Consider the following 14,311-nt stretch of genomic DNA (forward strand, 5'->3'; position numbering starts at 1 on the left):
GCCATGTCGACCTTCATAGCGCACCGACGCCCTCGGCTTAGGTAGCTGGTGCCTTCTGCGGCGGCTCTTGCACGAGTTCGGCGGCGGTTCGCAGTTCAGAGAAGGGCTCACGTCGCAGGATCGTCGGGAGCAATGCCGAGATGGGAACGGGTCTGTTCCGCCTGGGCGCGCATGATGCGGATGCCGGATGGTGGGTCCCGGCGGATAGCCTCGGCGTTCTGGCGTACCCGTCGCCCGACGGCAACGGCCCAATCTCGGCCGTCGTCCCTGCCAGCGCTCTCGGCCGCATCGGCCGTTTTCACTGCCGCCTCGAGATCACCCCGGATTACCTGAAGGCAGAAGAGCTCCTCCTGGAAATGAACGTTCTCGGGCCACCGGGCAGCGTCGGCTTCAACCAAGGGTGCGAAGGCGGCCAGTGTGCCGAAACGATCGAAGTACGGCAGGGCCTGGTCCTGGATCAGTTCGAGAATCTCCAGCATCGGACCCTCAGCCTCTGACACGGACGTAGGAGCCGGGGCAGGCCAGAACGGCGAGATCTCGCCAAGTGGCCTGAAGTGCTGCCAGCGCCCGGTGACGCTGTCAACGGGTCTGGCGAGTGGAACTATCAGATACTTGGCATCGAAAGCGGTGGAGAAGTTGCTGCCCCCCAGCGTTACGCAGCAGGCCAACCAACTGGTCGGCCGCCGATAAAGTAATCGACCCGAGCGGCTGGCGACGTCCCAATCGCCGGGCAATCGTGGAATCACGTACCGCCTCATGCCGCCGCTCCACACCCGGCTCTTCAAGATCCCTCCCTGACAAAGGGCGGACGGAAGTCCGGGACACGAGGAGTCCCGCCGCTTGGGCCTATCCTTCCTGCGCGCACGCCATCAGCCGGCCAGATCGGAAAACTTGCCTGCGAGACGGCGCCTACGTAGCCGCAGACAACGCCAGGACCAGCCAAGACCGCCGCCGCGCCCATCCGCCGATGAAGATCAATCACTCTTGCTGGGACAGAACCGGATTTGGGCACCAGATGTCGCTGAGTTTCGGCACCACCGATTTCAATGTTCGCGAGTTTGGGTCCCACCCCCGATCCAGACCCACTCAGGCGTCATCGGCAGGCTCCGCCCTTCACGCACGGTGACGAGCGCCTGCGACAGGACCCGCCTTGTCTGCGGCAGAACAGTGCACTCAACCAAGCCGAAGGCTCGTCCGGCACACTATTGCTCATGACCGGCGAAACGTCCGTTTCTTTGGCTGATCTCCGCCGGGCCCTGTCTCGGACGCTCGACGAGGTCGAGAGGCAACATGGGCCCGTGGTCGATCTCGACGCTGACTACTACTGGACGATCGGCCCTTGGGACGCGTTCCGTTTCGAGACCGAAGCGCCGCAGCCCACCGTCGGACAACTGACCGACGATGTCCAGGCGATACGCGACGTGCTCGCCGACCATGAGGATCGCTCGGCTGCGGCATGGCATGACCTACCGCACATCGTCGGCATCCTCAACCGCCTGGCTGCCCTTCACCTGAAGGCCTGATCGTCACTTCCAGGGCGCGCTCATCGGCAGATCCGCGCACCCACGCCCCGAGCGGCTTCATGATCGCTTGCACGCAGCGTAAGCGGGCTCCTGAGCAACCGCCGGTGCCACCCAGCGATCAAGATCCGCGCGGTGGTGCCGGTTCTCACGAACATTTCGGCGAGCGGTGCTGGCAAGGTGGTGCCGAAAGTGGCGAACATGTGGTGCCCGAACTCGGTTCTGGCTCACGAAGTGTGGAGCCCTATGACGACCGCCACCGATCACGTCGGGCAGTAGACGATCCGCACCACCTGGCCGGTGTCATCCACGACGGCAACTCTCGTGTCGGAAGCCTCGGCAGGGCGTCCGCTCGCGGCGTTGGCGGCGACCGTCACCAGGGGACAAAGTGTTGTCTTGTCATACGAGCTCAGCGGAACGTGGGACGCCCCCTTCCCCTGCGAGCCCGAGAAGCAGAGCCGCGAGCAGCGGAATCAAGAGGCAAAGACGTTGTCCTGGTGCTCGGCCTACCACAGGCTCCACCTGATGGTCGAGATCGATAAGAACCACGCCCAGACCTTAACTAGGAACGCCGAGGGCGCCTCCACACTTCGTGAGCCAGAACCCCAAACTCGCGAACGAAGCCAGCCGGCTTGGGCAGTCGGCCCGGTTGGTGGCAGTCGGTCGCCGGCTATTCGAGCAGAGCCACCGCGGCAGCTAGCTGCCGTTCGGCTGCGGTGATGTCGTAGCCCGTGCCGGTGGCGGCTTGGCGCAGGTGCCAGAGGGCGGAGACGACGCGGTGCCAGCCGAGAGCCCGCCTGGCCGGGTCGAGTCCGGCCCGCTCGGTCCGGGCGTCGCGGTGGCCCCCGGCGCGAAGTACGAGGTGATCAGGTTCCTCATGGCCGGGACGTCGACGCTCCTGACGCCAAGGATGCTGGCCAAGTCGAGCACAACGGGCCCGGTGTGGATAACTCTGGACTGTGGACAACCCAGGTCACGCGGCTGCGGCGCTGGTCGTGGCCCCCGGGATCGAACCGGGCAACCCGCCCTTATGAGGGGCGGCGGGCACCGTTGCCCGGCCACGCAGACCCCCACAGCGGAAACGGCATGAAAGTGGAGTCCGTAGCCGGAATCGAACCGGCGAACACCCGCTTTGCAGGCGGAACCCTTGACCACTCGGGCATACGGACCGGACGTGCCGCCGGCAGGACTCGAACCTGCGACCTCGACACTCGGAACGTCGCGCGCTCTCCGGCTGCGCTACGAGGGCATGGTGCGGGATGAGGGACTCGAACCCCCTGAGCACGATGTGCGACCGGTTTACAGCCGGCCCCGACTCGCCGTCGTCGGCGATCCCGCTTGGGGTGACTGACCGGAGTTGAACCGGCGTCTCCGGGGCCACGACCCGGCGCTCTGCCATTGAGCTACAGCCACAGTCCCCGCACCTGGGATCGAACCAGGGGCCTCTCCGGTGTGAACGGAGCGCTCGTTCCGCTGAGCTATACGGGGGTTGGCGGAAGGGACGGGACTCGAACCCGCGAGGGACTGCATCCCCACCGACGTTCCAGGCCGGCGCCATAGCCGCTAGGCGACCCTTCCAGTGCGCTCCCTCGCCCGGACTCGAACCGGGACTCGTCGCATTAACAGTGCGCCGCCCTGCCGATTGGGCCACGAGGGATCGAGTAGAGCCGACCGGATTTGAACCGGCACCTTCCGACTTGAAAGGACGGCGACCTGCCTGTTAGTCGACGGCTCCGTGTCCGGCGCTGGGATCGAACCAGCGACCTCCGCCGTGTCAGGGCGGCGCTCTCCCGCTGAGCTAGCCGAACGTGGGAGCGGGTGTCCGAGTCGAACGGCTCCTTCGGGTTATGAGCCCGGCGTGGTACCTCTTCCACCACACCCGCGAGTGCGCCACCGGGGACTCGAACCCCGAACCCACTGATTAAAAGTCAGCAGCTCTGGCCGATTGAGCTAGTGGCGCCTTAGTCGTGCTCGTGCCCTCGGACGGAGTCGAACCGCCGACTGTGCGCTTAAGAGGCGCCTGCTCTGTCCGGCTGAGCTACGAGGGCCTTGCGTACGCCGGGCGGGAGTCGAACCCGCGACCTTCGGATTAAGAGTCCGCAGCTCTGGCCTCTGAGCTACCGGCGCATGAGCGGAAGGGAAGAGGGTCGAACTCTTACGGGCTTTCGCCCCAACGGTTTTCGAGACCGCGGCCGGCGCCATCTGTCGGCTGGCCCTTCCGTGTCGGGTATGCCGGACTCGAACCGGCGGCCTCTCGCTCCCGAAGCGAGCGCGCTACCAAGCTGCGCCAATACCCGTGAGTCGGGATGGGGAGACTCGAACGCCCGGCCTTCGCTCCCCCAGACCGGCGCGCTGCCAACTGCGCCACATCCCGATCGCGTCATCCGCACCACCGACCTTCAACCCCTGTGTGGTGCGCGCGCGTGGCGCCTCCGGCAGGACTCGAACCTGCGACACCCGGATCCGTAATCCGGTGCTCTATCCGCTGAGCTACGAAGGCAAATGCGAGCGAGGACGGCCGGTACGCCGGGTTCTGTCCCACACCGCTGGGGTGTGGTGGCGACCATCCATCTCGCCAGGCCGTCGCCGACCTGTTCTAGCGTCCTACCCGCGCGCCTGGGCCGGGCCGGCCGCGCGCTGTCTGGGCTTGCTCCGGGCAAGGTTTACTTAGCCGGCCCGTCACCGGGACCGCTGGTGCGCTCTTACCGCACCGTTTCACCCTTACCGCCCGGGCCGCAGCTCGAGCGGCGGTCTGCTTTCTGTTGCATTGGCTCGCGCGTCTCCGCGGGTTGCCGTTAGCAACCGCCCTGCCCTGTGGAGCCCGGACGTTCCTCGGCACCCCTGGGGGTGACGCGGCCGCCTGGCCATCCGTCTCGCGTCCTGGTGCACGGACTCGAACCGCGGGCCTCCGCCTTATCAGGGCGGCGCTCTGACCTGCTGAGCTACACCAGGGTGGCGGAGAGAGCGGGACTCGAACCCGCGAGGGGCGGACCCCAACCGCATTAGCAGTGCGGCGCCATAGCCACTAGGCGATCTCTCCTTGGCGCCACCGACGGGACTCGAACCCGCGGCCCTCCGCTTGACGGGCGGATGCTCTTCCTCTGAGCTACGGCGGCATGGTGGAAACGGGGAGAGTTGAACTCCCGACCTCCGGAGTGCGAAACCGGCGCTCTACCAGCTGAGCTACGTCCCCATGGGTGGTGCTGAGTGCGCTCGAAGGGAGTCGAACCCTTACCCCTCGCGGGACACGGACCTGAACCGTGCGCGTCTGCCTGTTCCGCCACGAGCGCATGTATCAGCTCATCGGGCCCACCGGTGCTGGGCTGGATGGGGTCGAGCCGAAGCCCGGACTCGAACCGGGTCCTGCCGCTTACGAGACGGCTGCTCTGCCTGGTGAGCTACGTCGGCGTGACCGGCCCTGTCGGGTACTGATACCCGCCTCGGTCGCGTCCCCCGCCGGGGACAGGTGCCGGGATCTGCCGACCGCGCGTTGCCCGACCGTGGTCGGGGCGCCGCCTGCGCTCAGGCGTTCATCCGCTTGAGCAGTGCGTCGAGCCGGCGGCCGGAGTCGAACCGGCTGCCTCCTATTTACAAGATCGGCGCTCAGCCTGGGAGCTTCGCCGGCTGGTGGCCCGCCCTTGCGCGCTTCTCCCGGTAGCCGGCGACCGTACTGCGCCACGCAGGGGCGGGTCTGTGTCCTCGGCGGGAGTCGAACCCGCACTGGCGACGTCCTCAACGTCGGGCCTCTGCCGGTTGGGCTACGAGGACTTGGGCCACAGGGCAGGACTGGGCACCTGCATCTCCGGGCCCGAGGCCCGGCGTTCTCGCTGGTGCACCAGCTTGCCCATGGCGCGAGCACGCCTTGAACTACCTGCTGCGCTCCGAGAGGAGGACTCGAACCTCCAACCTTCCGCTCCAGAGGCGGACGTGCTGCCAGTTGCACCATCTCGGATCGAGCCGGCCGCCGCGGTGGCGGCGGCCGGTTGGAGTCATGCGCGAACGGCTGACACCCACGTGGGCGTGCGGGGCTCGAACCGCAGGACCATCCCCGCCTGCCGCGGGGTCCGGTCGGCCTTGCGCTGGTTGCAGGCGTAGCACGCGGCGATCGTGTTGAGCCACGTGTTCTGGCCGCCCTGCGAGCGCGGGACGATGTGGTCGACCGTGGTGGCCGGCTGCCGGCAGTAGCCGCAGCGGCGGTGGTCGCGGGCCAGGACCCCACGGCGGGACCAGGCCGGGCCGTCGGTGTGCCGCCACCGGGCGTAGACCCAGCGGACGAGCCGGACGACGGTGGGTACGGGCCAGATGCCGATCGCCCGGTCGGGGACGTGGTCGTGGACCTCGGCGACCTGGCGGACGAGCATCTTGACGGCGTGGCGGAGGCTGACCCGGGTCAGCGGCTCCAGGTCGGCGTTCAGGACCAGGACGTCGGACACCCGGGCCACCTCCCTTCGCGATGTTGATGTTGAGAGCGGACGACGGGACTCGAACCCGCGACCCTCACCTTGGCAAGGTGATGCGCTACCGCTGCGCCACGTCCGCATGAGCCACCGGGGCGAGTCGAACGCCCGACCTTTCCCGTACCAGGGGAACGCTCCGACCGACTGAGCTACGGCGGCTTGGTGCCCTGAGCGGGGGTCGAACCCGCACTGGCCGCGGTTTGAATGCGGTGCCTCTGCGTTGGGCTACCAGGGCAAGAAGGTTTACGGGGTCCGCCCGGCTGTGGCGCACGCGCCGCCCCTTGCGGGGGTAGGGCCACGTAGCTCGCGGACCCTGTTGACCGTCTTCGCCGGTGGGGGGAGCTACCGCCCGCCGACCGCGCCATCCTGACGCGCCCCTCGCTCCGGGTGCAGGAATCGAACCCGCGTCTGTACCGGGGGCCAAGACCCCGTCGAGCCTGCCAGCAGCCCAACCCGGAAGGTGCTGAGGGTGCCGAGGTCCCAGGGTCGGCTACTTCCGCCCGCGCCGGGGAGCCGCTCCCAGGCCGCCGGGGATGGCCGCGCTGCGCAACGTGGCCGCCGGCAGGCGGCGTCTGGCCGCCCCGTGCCTCGACCCCTTGAGCGGGCGAAGGGAATCGAACCCTTGTGACCAGTTTGGAAGACTGGCGCTCTGCCATTGAGCTACACCCGCGCGGGTCAGTGCGAGCACTGACCGTGACTCATTTCCGGTCGCGTTCGAGGAACCGCGCCTTGAGCTGCCAGGACTCGGCCCCCATTCCACGATGCGCCACGCCGGACATCACATTGCGTGGCCGTACGTAGACCCGACCGGGATCGAACCGGCGTCTCCGCCTTGAGAGGGCGACGAGCGTTCCGCTGCTCCACGGGTCCATGAGGCGCGCATCGCTGCCAGCGAGGAACCTGTCCCCGGCAATGCCGATGGCGCCGACTTTGGGGTCCGCAGCCGGCGGGCATGGCGTCCCGACCAACCCGACTGCGACGTGCCCACCCGCGGTATCGAACCGCGCACCTCCCGGTCTTCACCCGGGCGCTCCGCCTGCTGAGCTTGGTGGGCAAGGTCTTCGGCCGCCGTGTTGCCCTGCCCGGCTGCTTGCCGGTGCGAGGCGCGGGGACCGGCCGCGGGGTCGCTGGTCAGGCGAACCCCTCATTGCCGGCGGCGCGAGGATCGTGGGGGCTCCTTACCCGCGAGCGTCACGGGAGCCCTTCACCGAGGGGCGCCCTCCCGCGGGACCTGAACGGGCGCTTGTTCCCTCGCACGCATGGGGGCCAACCAGGGAGACGCGATTGTGGCCGCGGAACTGCACCTGGCCCGGCGTACATCGGTGAGACGCCACAACGCCGACCGGCCGCCTCAAGCACGTCGCTCCGCCCGTTACGCCGGGCGGCGTGCGCACCCCTTTTTGTGGAGCCTGCCGGGATCGAACCGGCGGCCCCGCGCCTGCCGAGCGCGCGCTCTACCTGACTGAGCTAAGGCCCCATGCGCCGACCGCGCCGGGAGGGCTGCGGCCGGCTGGAAGTTATAACACGTCCTCCGCCTGATCTACTGCCATCAACCGGGCGTATGTCCGGCTGCGGTGGCAGTTCGCGCAAACCACGTCGCGCTTTGCGATCTCACCGACGATGCGAGCCTCTGCGGAGCCAGCGACCACTAGGTCACTGACCTCGGCAAGCTTTTCTTCGCCTGGCCGGTGATCGAGGTCCATCACGTACCAGGGGTACGCAGCTCCGCAGTCCATGCACGGCCGGTCTTTCGCGTCCCTGACGAGGCGCTTGAGTCTGGCTGTCCGTTCCCTGGCGCGTTGTTTGTAGACCTCGCTGTTCGCCTCATGGTGGCGCCGGCGAGCGGCGCGCAGCGAGGCGACTGCGGCGGGAGACGTTCTGTCCTGTACGGCACGGGATCCAGCCTAAATTTGAGCGCTGGATACCCGTGCGTACCATCTGCCGCTGGCGGGGCACGCCCGCCAGCGGATCTCATGCCATTTCCGCTGTGGAGTTTTCAAGTTCCGAGGCCTTGGGGGTCTCGACGTGTCCATGCCCGCACGAGTTCCGCGGGGGACTGAGCAGGGGTGACAGGACTCGAACCTGCAACCTTCGGATTTGGAGGCCGCTGCGCTTCCGGTTGCGCCACACCCCTATGAAGTTGGTCTTGGAAAGCAGAAAGGCCGCCTTCCCGGTTCGGGAGGCGGCCTTCGCGCTGGGCGCTGGGCTCAGGCGCTGGGTGGCGCCTCCCGGTGTGCGGGCTTGCTGTTCTGCTCGTCGTAGACCCGTCGGGTCGTCCCGAATGCGCAGGCAGCCACAGCCGGCAGCGATTGCTGCGGCTCGGTGATGGCGTGCCAGCGATTCATCGGGAACAGCTCCGATCGGGTCGGGTTTGGGGGAAGAGACGGAAAAGCCGCCCGGTCCCCGGCGGGGGGAGGGCGGCGTGGTCGCTAGCGGATGAGGCTAGCGGCGCCACCGGTCCCGGGCCGGGTTGTGGCCGGATTCGCTCAGGTAGGCGGGGCGTCCGGGGCAGGTCATGACGGTCTCGCCGAGCGGCAGGTGCCGCTGGGTGAGGATTCGCCACGACGTCATCGGAAGCTCCTGGGCTGGTGGGGTGTTGCCTTGGTGCTGATCTCTACGATAGAACACTCACCGTGTACCAGCAAATATATTATGGGGAGTGATAGGCATGGGAGTCGATGCCGAAGTCTGGTGAGCCCTCGGGTCAACGCTCGGCGGCAGGTGAGGACCGGTCGCCGGGGGCGCATTGGGTGGATGCGTTCGCCGGGATGCGGCTGGCGCAGCGCCGTTCGGTGCGGGGCTGGACCCAGGTGGAGCTCGCCGAGCGGCTGCAGGCGAAACGGGCGGCCGGGACACGCATGGCCGCGGTGGAGGTGGCCCGGCAGCTGCGCACCCTGGTCGTGCAGATCTCCTGTTACGAGTCGGGTCGGACCCGGCCGCGGGCGGGCACGGTCCGGCTGCTGGCCGAGGCGCTTGGCGTCGACGTGCTGGATCTGCTCGCCGCGGACGCTGTGATCACGCTTGCGGTGTTGCGGGCCCGGCTGGGGCTGACGCAGGAGCAGGCGGCGCAGCAGCTGGGGATCAGCCGCAGCCTGTACGCGTTGCTCGAGCAGGGCCGCCGGCCGGTCTCGGAGGGCGAGACGCACGCTCTGGCTCGTGTCCTGCAGGTCAGCGTGACGCAAGTTCGTGCGGCGTTGCCGCATCCGGCCAGGCCGGGGGTTGAACGGGCTGGGTGATCACCCGGTCCTTGGTGTCGTCCCAGTCGGTGCAGTGGGTGCGCGAGGTCCCGGCCGCGCGTTCGCGGTCGGTCGCTTCGGTGATCGACCACAGCATCCGGGTGCAGCCTGGTGTGGTCGCCGAGGTAAAGGTCGACGTCGCCTACGAACACGGGCGGCGGCGGCACCACGTCAGGCATGTCCGCGTGCGCGGCGACCTGGCACCCAGCCGATGACAGCCGGAACGGCGCGGGCCATCGGCCTCGTGTCACCGGAGAAAGCCCCGTTCCACACCTGGACACACGCGACCGGCCAAACAAGTCGAGGGCGCCGGACGAGGCACGTTGGGTGATCGCGACACCAACCCAGACGCTGGAGCCCAGCCGAGTCGCCGAGATTGAGGCACCGGGCGTTGAGTGTCATGGCCAGCACGCCGACAAGGTCGGCGATCGCCTTGCCGTGCGCCAAAGACACTAACACGCAGGCAATCTGTCACCATACGTGATCGCTGTCATCAATCATCCAGATGCGGCCATGCGCCCGGCATAGGACGAAAGGTCTAACCCTCAGGTCGATGGAAGGACCCCTGTCAAGGTCACCGATTCGACGATGCCGAGGCGAGACTTGCGGCTGCGCCGTTCGTGCTACACCTGCGTCCCGACCTGCTGGCCCGGCAAACAGCGCGGAGAACTAGGCCAGACAGCGTAGCGCCGCACTCGTCGCCGCAATGCGTCGCCGGCCGGCCGTCCGCGCGATCAGGTCATCCCGAACACTGGCCGCGCACCTGCGCAGGCCCGGTTGGTCGATCGCGGGGTGCCGGCCGAAGAAAACCTCCTTCCGCCCTTGGAACGGTGCTTTCCATCTGGACGAGTCGCGGTTCATGATCCCTGCTACCGCATGCGGATGACGGCCTGGTTGACGAACGCGCCTTTCTACCCGTCCAGACATGTACTTCCTCCTGTGGGCCGACCGGTCAACCCTGCGACGGTGATCTGACATCGGGAAGTTCCAGACAGGGAGAAAGCAATGTTCACGATCGACTCAACCCGTCGGCACCTTCTGCTCGGAGCGACCGTGGCGGCCGCCTTCGCCGTCACGCCTCTCGCGCTGGCATCTCCAGCGTCCGCGCAGGCTGTACCGCGGTGTTACGGCTACGCCGCCACAAAGGTCGGCTCGCCCTCCCGCGACGTCCTGCACGGCAGCAAACACCGCGACGTCATCGTCGGCCTGGGCGGCGATGACGTGATCTACGGAACCGGCGGCAACGACATCATTTGCGGTGGCGGCGGCAACGACGAGCTTTGGGGCGGAAGCGGCAACGACCGGGTCGTCGGCAACGCGGGCAACGACGTGATCCACGGAGGAGACGGCTCGGACCAGCTCGCCGGCGCGGCGGGATACGACCGTATCTTCGGCGACGGCGGCAACGACCGACTCGACAGCGGCGACGGGCACGACTTCCGGCGCAACTGGGGCGACGGCCGCCTCGTGGGCGGAAACGGCAACGACGTCCTCCGCGGCAGCGGCGGCCGCGACTCCATGGCCGGCGAGGCCGGCAACGACAACCTCTACGGGTACGACGGCAAAGACAGCCTCAACGACTGGCAAGGACACAACCGGCTGTACGGAGGCAGCGGCGACGACACTCTCTACGCACGCGACCCTCACCCGGGCTTCCGGTGGGACGACCACCTCGACGCCAGCACAGGCAACGACAAGTGCACCTTCGACCGCGGCGACGAGGTACGGAGTTGCGAACACTGAATGACAAGCGGCGCGTTGTGGGGGCGCGCCGCCCACACAGCGTCGAACATCCCAGACCGCGTCTGCCAGCTCCCAGGCGCCGTGTCGAAGCCCATACGCTGCGCCAGCGCTCGGCGGGCGGCTACTTCTCGCGGGACCGTGCGATCAGCCGGTCTATGCCGGCGATGCTGAAGTAGATGACCGCGAAGATCAGCGGGAGCACCCCGGTGTCTCGGTATTCGCCGCCACACGCGAGGCACACGATGCCCGTGGCGGACGCGACCGCCGCGCTGAACGCGAAGATCCTGGCGCCGACCGCCCGCGGCTACTTCGGCGGTCGGCGCCCGAAGAGCCGCCCCGCCAGGAGTTTGGCGGCGTCGCCGAGTGTGTAGACCGGTTCGGCCGGCTCCTCGACTCGAGCGGCCGCCTCGTGGGCGGCGTTGTGGTACGACTGCCCGCAGCAGACGTGGTCGGGGACGATCGAGGGCCGCGCCTTCTTGGTGCAGGGTCGGTGTGCGCAGACGACGTAGCCGGGCGCTGAGTGAGCTTCGCGCCACTGATCAGGGATGGGCATGAGGGTTCCTCTCTAGCTTGCGGCAGGGGGTAGCGGGGTCCACGTGTAGGGCGCGGGCATCTGCGGTTCGTCGGCTAAGGTGACGCCGAGCGCTGCGGCGACGCGGGTGTATTGGTCAGTGCGGTCGGGCATGTCCGGGTACTGGGTGGCTAGCCAGCGCTGCCGTTCGGCGTGTGTGAGCCAGGCCGCGGTGATGTCGGCCGGGTCGAAGCCGGTGACTTCGGCGAGCTGGTCGACGGTGGCGCCGCCGGTCAGCGCTAGATGGATCAGGCCGGGCAGCATGTGCTGCAGGTGGTAGACCAAGGAGGCAGCCACAGCCAGCTCGTCCAGGTCGTGTTCGACGGTGCGGACCTCGAACCCCTTGGCCTCGGCCACCTCGCGTGTCACGCGTGGCGGCCGGGAAGCCACGTCGCCGAACCGCTGGGCCAGGGAGTACGGGTTGTGCTCGGGCATACTTGGGTTTCCGGTGTACTTCGGTCGGCCGGTCATGCGGTGGTCAGCTCCTGGCGTTTCGCTGGGCGGGGACGATCGGGCAGCGGCGGCAGCGTTTGCGGCGGCCGCCGAGGTGCAGCTGGCGGTGCCGGTCGATGTCGGACTCTTGCAGACTGGATCAGCTGTCCACGTCGATGACGTGGCTGCAGTCTCCGATTAGCTCGACCGAGTGGTGGGCGCCGGGAATGGCGGTCGGGAGAAAGTGGATGTCGACGTCGCGGCGCAGCCGGAAGCCGGTGTTCGTGGCGTGGGCGGCGGCGCGGGCCGCGGGCGCCGGCGGCGAGGTAGCCGGTCACGACAGGACTGCGATGGCGATCGCCGTGACGGCCAGAGCGAAGACGACCCACAGGAGTCGGAGGGCCAGATGCAGGCAGTGGTCTCCCACGCGCTTCGCGTTGTCAGCGTGCATGCTGGACAATCGCGCATGGTACCGGGCGGCTTGGGCCGGGCTGAGGCGCCAGTACGCCACGTCGCCGGGCGCGCTGTTCGGGCGAGTGTTCATTCACGGCTCCGCTGCTCGATCGTTTCGGCCGTCCATGCGAAGAGGTGGTGGTCTTCGGTGAGCAGGCGGGGCGGCCTCGCGGGTCGAAGTCCTTGTCTATGTCGTAGTAGGGGCGTAGAACTCCGCCGGTCATGATTTTGCAGTGAAGCTGCCTGGGACGGTCAGCGGCGAAGCCGTTCGGCGACCACCGCGAAACGTCCCCCACGCAGTGCTGGACAACGCCTCCACCCACCACACCTCGGCAATCGAACGCTCGCTCGTCGGTCTCTCCCGGTTCGTCCTGCACTTCACCCCGACCGGCTCATCGTGGCTGAACCTCTTCGAACGCTGATTCGGTGAACTAACCACCAAAACTGCAACGCGGCACCCACCGCAGCGTCCGCGCTCTGAACAAGGACGTCCGCGATGGATCGTGACGTAGAACAACGACCCCGGCCCTCGTCTGGACCAGGATCGCCGACCAGATCCTCGAATCCATCAGACGCTACTGCGCCCGCATTAACGACTCACGATGAGCTTCCCCGATAGCTCGGAGGGTTTCCAGCATGGTCGGGACTGTAAGAAAAACGGTGTAACTCCTGATCAGGGAGACGCACCTGATGACCGTCATGACGGATGCCGTGGATGCTTCAGCGGTGGCGAAGAAGACGACTCCAGCGGCCACGCCCGAAGGCGTAGACGCCGAACTACGGCCGGCTGGTTGAGCAGGCCCGCGCGGCCGGGCTGCAGCAGAGCCGCCTGATTCGTCGACCCAGTAGCTTTGCCTTGGTCTTCGTAGAGGATGCTCCGTCGCCGACCATGACCGGGCCTGGCGGTATGGCTACACGGCGGAAGCCACTCACATGCCGCTGGTTGCGCATTTACAGCGAGCGGGTCAGCTTTGCCACCGACCAACCGAGCTCTTCAGCCATGTCCCCGCCTTGGAGTTCGGAGTGCGACAAGCCAGCCTCGCTTTTAGCTCGCCCCGTCTCGTATCGCTGTTGAGCGCCGGGCGTGCGAGCCAAGTAGCGGTTAACGTACGTGCCGATCTGGGCCTCCTGGTCGCGGCTGGCCAGCCACTCGACCAGAGCCGACGGGCGATTGGTGTAGTCGCCGGCTCTTGAGGTGGCGATCCGTCTCGGGTCGCTGGCCTCGTCGAACCAGGGCAGTACCGCCTGCCTGAACATGGCGGCGAAGGTCTCGAGATGTTGCTGCCGCATCATGGGGTCTGTTAGGTCGATGTCGCCGTCGGCGGCGTCGCCGTATAGGTAGCCGCGAGTACGTCCCGAGGCGTAGCCCAGAAGGTGACCGCAGACGATGTCGTCGGCGGGAAGCACTGAAAGTTCCTGGTGGACGTGACGCCACTGCTGCAGCGCGCTGTCCCGCACGTTGAGCATCGTTCCGACGGTGACGAGGTGGCCTACACGGTTGTGACGGCTGGGCTCCAGGCGAACCTGATGTACCAGCGTGTCGACCTGGCGTTCCAACCGCATCGGCCGCGGCACCCACCGAAAGCCCGTTGACGCCAAGGCCTCTCCCAGCCACTCACCCGCGGCGATGACTACGGCCCTCGGCTGGACGGCGGCCATGAGGTTCTTCGCTGGCGTCACGTGACTGAGCCAACCAGCAAATCCATACCCAGATCAACTTACTGATTTGCCGCAGAGAAGGCGTGCCTTGCCTCAGGCCCCGTCACCGTGCGTAAACGGTGGTGCCAGCCGACGGCGGTGAGCAGGTCTCGCTAGGGGCGGGGCCCAAGCTCGCGAACATCGAGATAGGTGAGATCTCGATGGTGCTGAAATTTTGTGACATCTGGCCGCCCGAACTCG

At 67.5% G+C, this 14,311-nt stretch carries 9 protein-coding genes, 34 tRNA genes, 1 other RNA gene and 2 pseudogenes; 5 read left to right on the forward strand and 41 right to left on the reverse strand.

From position 1 onward, the window contains the following. Positions 1 to 107: 107 nt before the first annotated feature. A complete protein-coding gene (locus ACSNN8_RS21510) occupies positions 108 to 479 on the reverse strand; it encodes a hypothetical protein (RefSeq protein ID WP_436651076.1) in 372 nt (123 codons plus the stop codon). Between the two features lie 732 nt (positions 480 to 1,211). Here ACSNN8_RS21510 and ACSNN8_RS21515 point away from each other — a divergent pair. Further along, the gene (locus ACSNN8_RS21515; RefSeq protein WP_436651077.1) at positions 1,212 to 1,523 is read left to right on the forward strand and encodes a hypothetical protein; all 312 of its coding nucleotides are present in this window, start codon (positions 1,212 to 1,214) and stop codon (positions 1,521 to 1,523) included. Between the two features lie 1,090 nt (positions 1,524 to 2,613). On the opposite strand, the gene ACSNN8_RS21520 is transcribed toward ACSNN8_RS21515, so the two are convergent. The 37 genes from ACSNN8_RS21520 to ACSNN8_RS21700 all read right to left on the reverse strand — a co-directional run bounded on the left by ACSNN8_RS21520 (position 2,614) and on the right by ACSNN8_RS21700 (position 8,548). Continuing rightward, a tRNA-Cys gene (locus ACSNN8_RS21520) sits at positions 2,614 to 2,689 on the reverse strand. A 6-nt stretch (positions 2,690 to 2,695) separates the two neighbouring features. Further along, positions 2,696 to 2,769, reverse strand: a tRNA-Arg gene (locus tag ACSNN8_RS21525). Position 2,770: 1 nt separating this feature from the next. After that, positions 2,771 to 2,858: transfer RNA gene (locus ACSNN8_RS21530), tRNA-Tyr, on the reverse strand. Between the two features lies 1 nt (position 2,859). Then, a tRNA-His gene (locus ACSNN8_RS21535) sits at positions 2,860 to 2,933 on the reverse strand. A 2-nt stretch (positions 2,934 to 2,935) separates the two neighbouring features. Next, positions 2,936 to 3,008, reverse strand: a tRNA-Val gene (locus ACSNN8_RS21540). Between the two features lie 2 nt (positions 3,009 to 3,010). Then, positions 3,011 to 3,098 (reverse strand) — tRNA-Ser (locus tag ACSNN8_RS21545). A 6-nt stretch (positions 3,099 to 3,104) separates the two neighbouring features. Next, a tRNA-Asn gene (locus tag ACSNN8_RS21550) sits at positions 3,105 to 3,177 on the reverse strand. Between the two features lie 5 nt (positions 3,178 to 3,182). Beyond that, a tRNA-Glu gene (locus ACSNN8_RS21555) sits at positions 3,183 to 3,255 on the reverse strand. A 1-nt stretch (position 3,256) separates the two neighbouring features. Then, positions 3,257 to 3,328: transfer RNA gene (locus tag ACSNN8_RS21560), tRNA-Val, on the reverse strand. 5 nt (positions 3,329 to 3,333) lie between these two features. Then, a tRNA-Met gene (locus ACSNN8_RS21565) sits at positions 3,334 to 3,403 on the reverse strand. A 3-nt stretch (positions 3,404 to 3,406) separates the two neighbouring features. After that, a tRNA-Lys gene (locus ACSNN8_RS21570) sits at positions 3,407 to 3,480 on the reverse strand. A gap of 14 nt (positions 3,481 to 3,494) precedes the next feature. Continuing rightward, positions 3,495 to 3,568, reverse strand: a tRNA-Lys gene (locus ACSNN8_RS21575). Between the two features lie 6 nt (positions 3,569 to 3,574). Next, a tRNA-Lys gene (locus ACSNN8_RS21580) sits at positions 3,575 to 3,647 on the reverse strand. A gap of 5 nt (positions 3,648 to 3,652) precedes the next feature. Next, positions 3,653 to 3,740, reverse strand: a tRNA-Ser gene (locus ACSNN8_RS21585). 3 nt (positions 3,741 to 3,743) lie between these two features. Next, positions 3,744 to 3,817: transfer RNA gene (locus ACSNN8_RS21590), tRNA-Pro, on the reverse strand. A gap of 127 nt (positions 3,818 to 3,944) precedes the next feature. Further along, positions 3,945 to 4,020, reverse strand: a tRNA-Arg gene (locus tag ACSNN8_RS21595). Positions 4,021 to 4,026: 6 nt separating this feature from the next. Next, positions 4,027 to 4,392, reverse strand: an RNA gene (gene rnpB / locus ACSNN8_RS21600) — RNase P RNA component class A. 6 nt (positions 4,393 to 4,398) lie between these two features. Continuing rightward, positions 4,399 to 4,472 (reverse strand) — tRNA-Ile (locus ACSNN8_RS21605). 1 nt (position 4,473) lies between these two features. Then, positions 4,474 to 4,560, reverse strand: a tRNA-Ser gene (locus tag ACSNN8_RS21610). Position 4,561: 1 nt separating this feature from the next. Continuing rightward, positions 4,562 to 4,636: transfer RNA gene (locus ACSNN8_RS21615), tRNA-Asp, on the reverse strand. A gap of 1 nt (position 4,637) precedes the next feature. Next, positions 4,638 to 4,713 (reverse strand) — tRNA-Ala (locus ACSNN8_RS21620). A 15-nt stretch (positions 4,714 to 4,728) separates the two neighbouring features. Continuing rightward, positions 4,729 to 4,810, reverse strand: a tRNA-Leu gene (locus ACSNN8_RS21625). A gap of 46 nt (positions 4,811 to 4,856) precedes the next feature. Next, positions 4,857 to 4,928 (reverse strand) — tRNA-Thr (locus ACSNN8_RS21630). Positions 4,929 to 5,073: 145 nt separating this feature from the next. After that, positions 5,074 to 5,145 (reverse strand) — tRNA-Thr (locus ACSNN8_RS21635). A 69-nt stretch (positions 5,146 to 5,214) separates the two neighbouring features. Next, positions 5,215 to 5,288: transfer RNA gene (locus ACSNN8_RS21640), tRNA-Leu, on the reverse strand. Between the two features lie 111 nt (positions 5,289 to 5,399). Further along, positions 5,400 to 5,472: transfer RNA gene (locus tag ACSNN8_RS21645), tRNA-Gln, on the reverse strand. Between the two features lie 37 nt (positions 5,473 to 5,509). Continuing rightward, positions 5,510 to 5,953 (reverse strand): HNH endonuclease, encoded by a 444-nt coding sequence (locus ACSNN8_RS21650; protein WP_436651078.1) that lies wholly within the window; start codon positions 5,951 to 5,953, stop codon positions 5,510 to 5,512. 34 nt (positions 5,954 to 5,987) lie between these two features. Next, positions 5,988 to 6,059 (reverse strand) — tRNA-Gly (locus ACSNN8_RS21655). A gap of 3 nt (positions 6,060 to 6,062) precedes the next feature. Further along, positions 6,063 to 6,136 (reverse strand) — tRNA-Thr (locus ACSNN8_RS21660). Position 6,137: 1 nt separating this feature from the next. Then, positions 6,138 to 6,212, reverse strand: a tRNA-Leu gene (locus tag ACSNN8_RS21665). A 146-nt stretch (positions 6,213 to 6,358) separates the two neighbouring features. After that, positions 6,359 to 6,435: transfer RNA gene (locus tag ACSNN8_RS21670), tRNA-Gln, on the reverse strand. 141 nt (positions 6,436 to 6,576) lie between these two features. Next, positions 6,577 to 6,647 (reverse strand) — tRNA-Gly (locus ACSNN8_RS21675). Between the two features lie 128 nt (positions 6,648 to 6,775). Beyond that, positions 6,776 to 6,847 (reverse strand) — tRNA-Glu (locus tag ACSNN8_RS21680). Between the two features lie 111 nt (positions 6,848 to 6,958). Next, positions 6,959 to 7,031 (reverse strand) — tRNA-Phe (locus ACSNN8_RS21685). Between the two features lie 349 nt (positions 7,032 to 7,380). Further along, positions 7,381 to 7,454, reverse strand: a tRNA-Ala gene (locus tag ACSNN8_RS21690). A gap of 584 nt (positions 7,455 to 8,038) precedes the next feature. Next, positions 8,039 to 8,111, reverse strand: a tRNA-Trp gene (locus ACSNN8_RS21695). Between the two features lie 308 nt (positions 8,112 to 8,419). Further along, the gene (locus ACSNN8_RS21700) at positions 8,420 to 8,548 is read right to left on the reverse strand and encodes a hypothetical protein (RefSeq protein WP_436651079.1); all 129 of its coding nucleotides are present in this window, start codon (positions 8,546 to 8,548) and stop codon (positions 8,420 to 8,422) included. Between the two features lie 179 nt (positions 8,549 to 8,727). Between ACSNN8_RS21700 and ACSNN8_RS21705 the strand changes: the two genes are divergently transcribed. Together ACSNN8_RS21705 and ACSNN8_RS21710 are read left to right on the forward strand one after the other, a co-directional pair. Next, positions 8,728 to 9,213, forward strand: a complete 486-nt coding sequence (locus ACSNN8_RS21705; protein WP_436651080.1) for a helix-turn-helix transcriptional regulator — start codon at positions 8,728 to 8,730, stop codon at positions 9,211 to 9,213. A gap of 1,005 nt (positions 9,214 to 10,218) precedes the next feature. After that, entirely contained in the window at positions 10,219 to 10,956 is a 738-nt protein-coding gene (locus tag ACSNN8_RS21710) for a calcium-binding protein (protein ID WP_436651081.1), read from the forward strand. Positions 10,957 to 11,260: 304 nt separating this feature from the next. Here ACSNN8_RS21710 and ACSNN8_RS21715 read toward each other — a convergent pair whose 3' ends face one another. Beyond that, a complete protein-coding gene (locus tag ACSNN8_RS21715; protein ID WP_436651082.1) occupies positions 11,261 to 11,509 on the reverse strand; it encodes a hypothetical protein in 249 nt (82 codons plus the stop codon). 12 nt (positions 11,510 to 11,521) lie between these two features. After that, the gene (locus ACSNN8_RS21720; RefSeq protein ID WP_436651083.1) at positions 11,522 to 11,998 is read right to left on the reverse strand and encodes a hypothetical protein; all 477 of its coding nucleotides are present in this window, start codon (positions 11,996 to 11,998) and stop codon (positions 11,522 to 11,524) included. Positions 11,999 to 12,705: 707 nt separating this feature from the next. Between ACSNN8_RS21720 and ACSNN8_RS21725 the strand changes: the two are divergent. Continuing rightward, positions 12,706 to 13,018 (forward strand): annotated as a pseudogene (locus ACSNN8_RS21725) (transposase); the annotation flags it as partial. A gap of 84 nt (positions 13,019 to 13,102) precedes the next feature. Next, positions 13,103 to 13,232: pseudogene (locus ACSNN8_RS21730) on the forward strand (IS256 family transposase); the annotation flags it as partial. Between the two features lie 131 nt (positions 13,233 to 13,363). Here ACSNN8_RS21730 and ACSNN8_RS21735 read toward each other — a convergent pair. Next, positions 13,364 to 14,092 carry a hypothetical protein gene (locus ACSNN8_RS21735; RefSeq protein WP_436651084.1) on the reverse strand — a complete coding sequence of 243 codons (729 nt, stop codon included), beginning with the start codon at positions 14,090 to 14,092 and terminating at the stop codon, positions 13,364 to 13,366. Between the last annotated feature and the right edge of the window lie 219 nt (positions 14,093 to 14,311).

This window comes from Actinoplanes sp. URMC 104 (assembly GCF_051386375.1).
Lineage (GTDB): Bacteria > Actinomycetota > Actinomycetes > Mycobacteriales > Micromonosporaceae > Actinoplanes.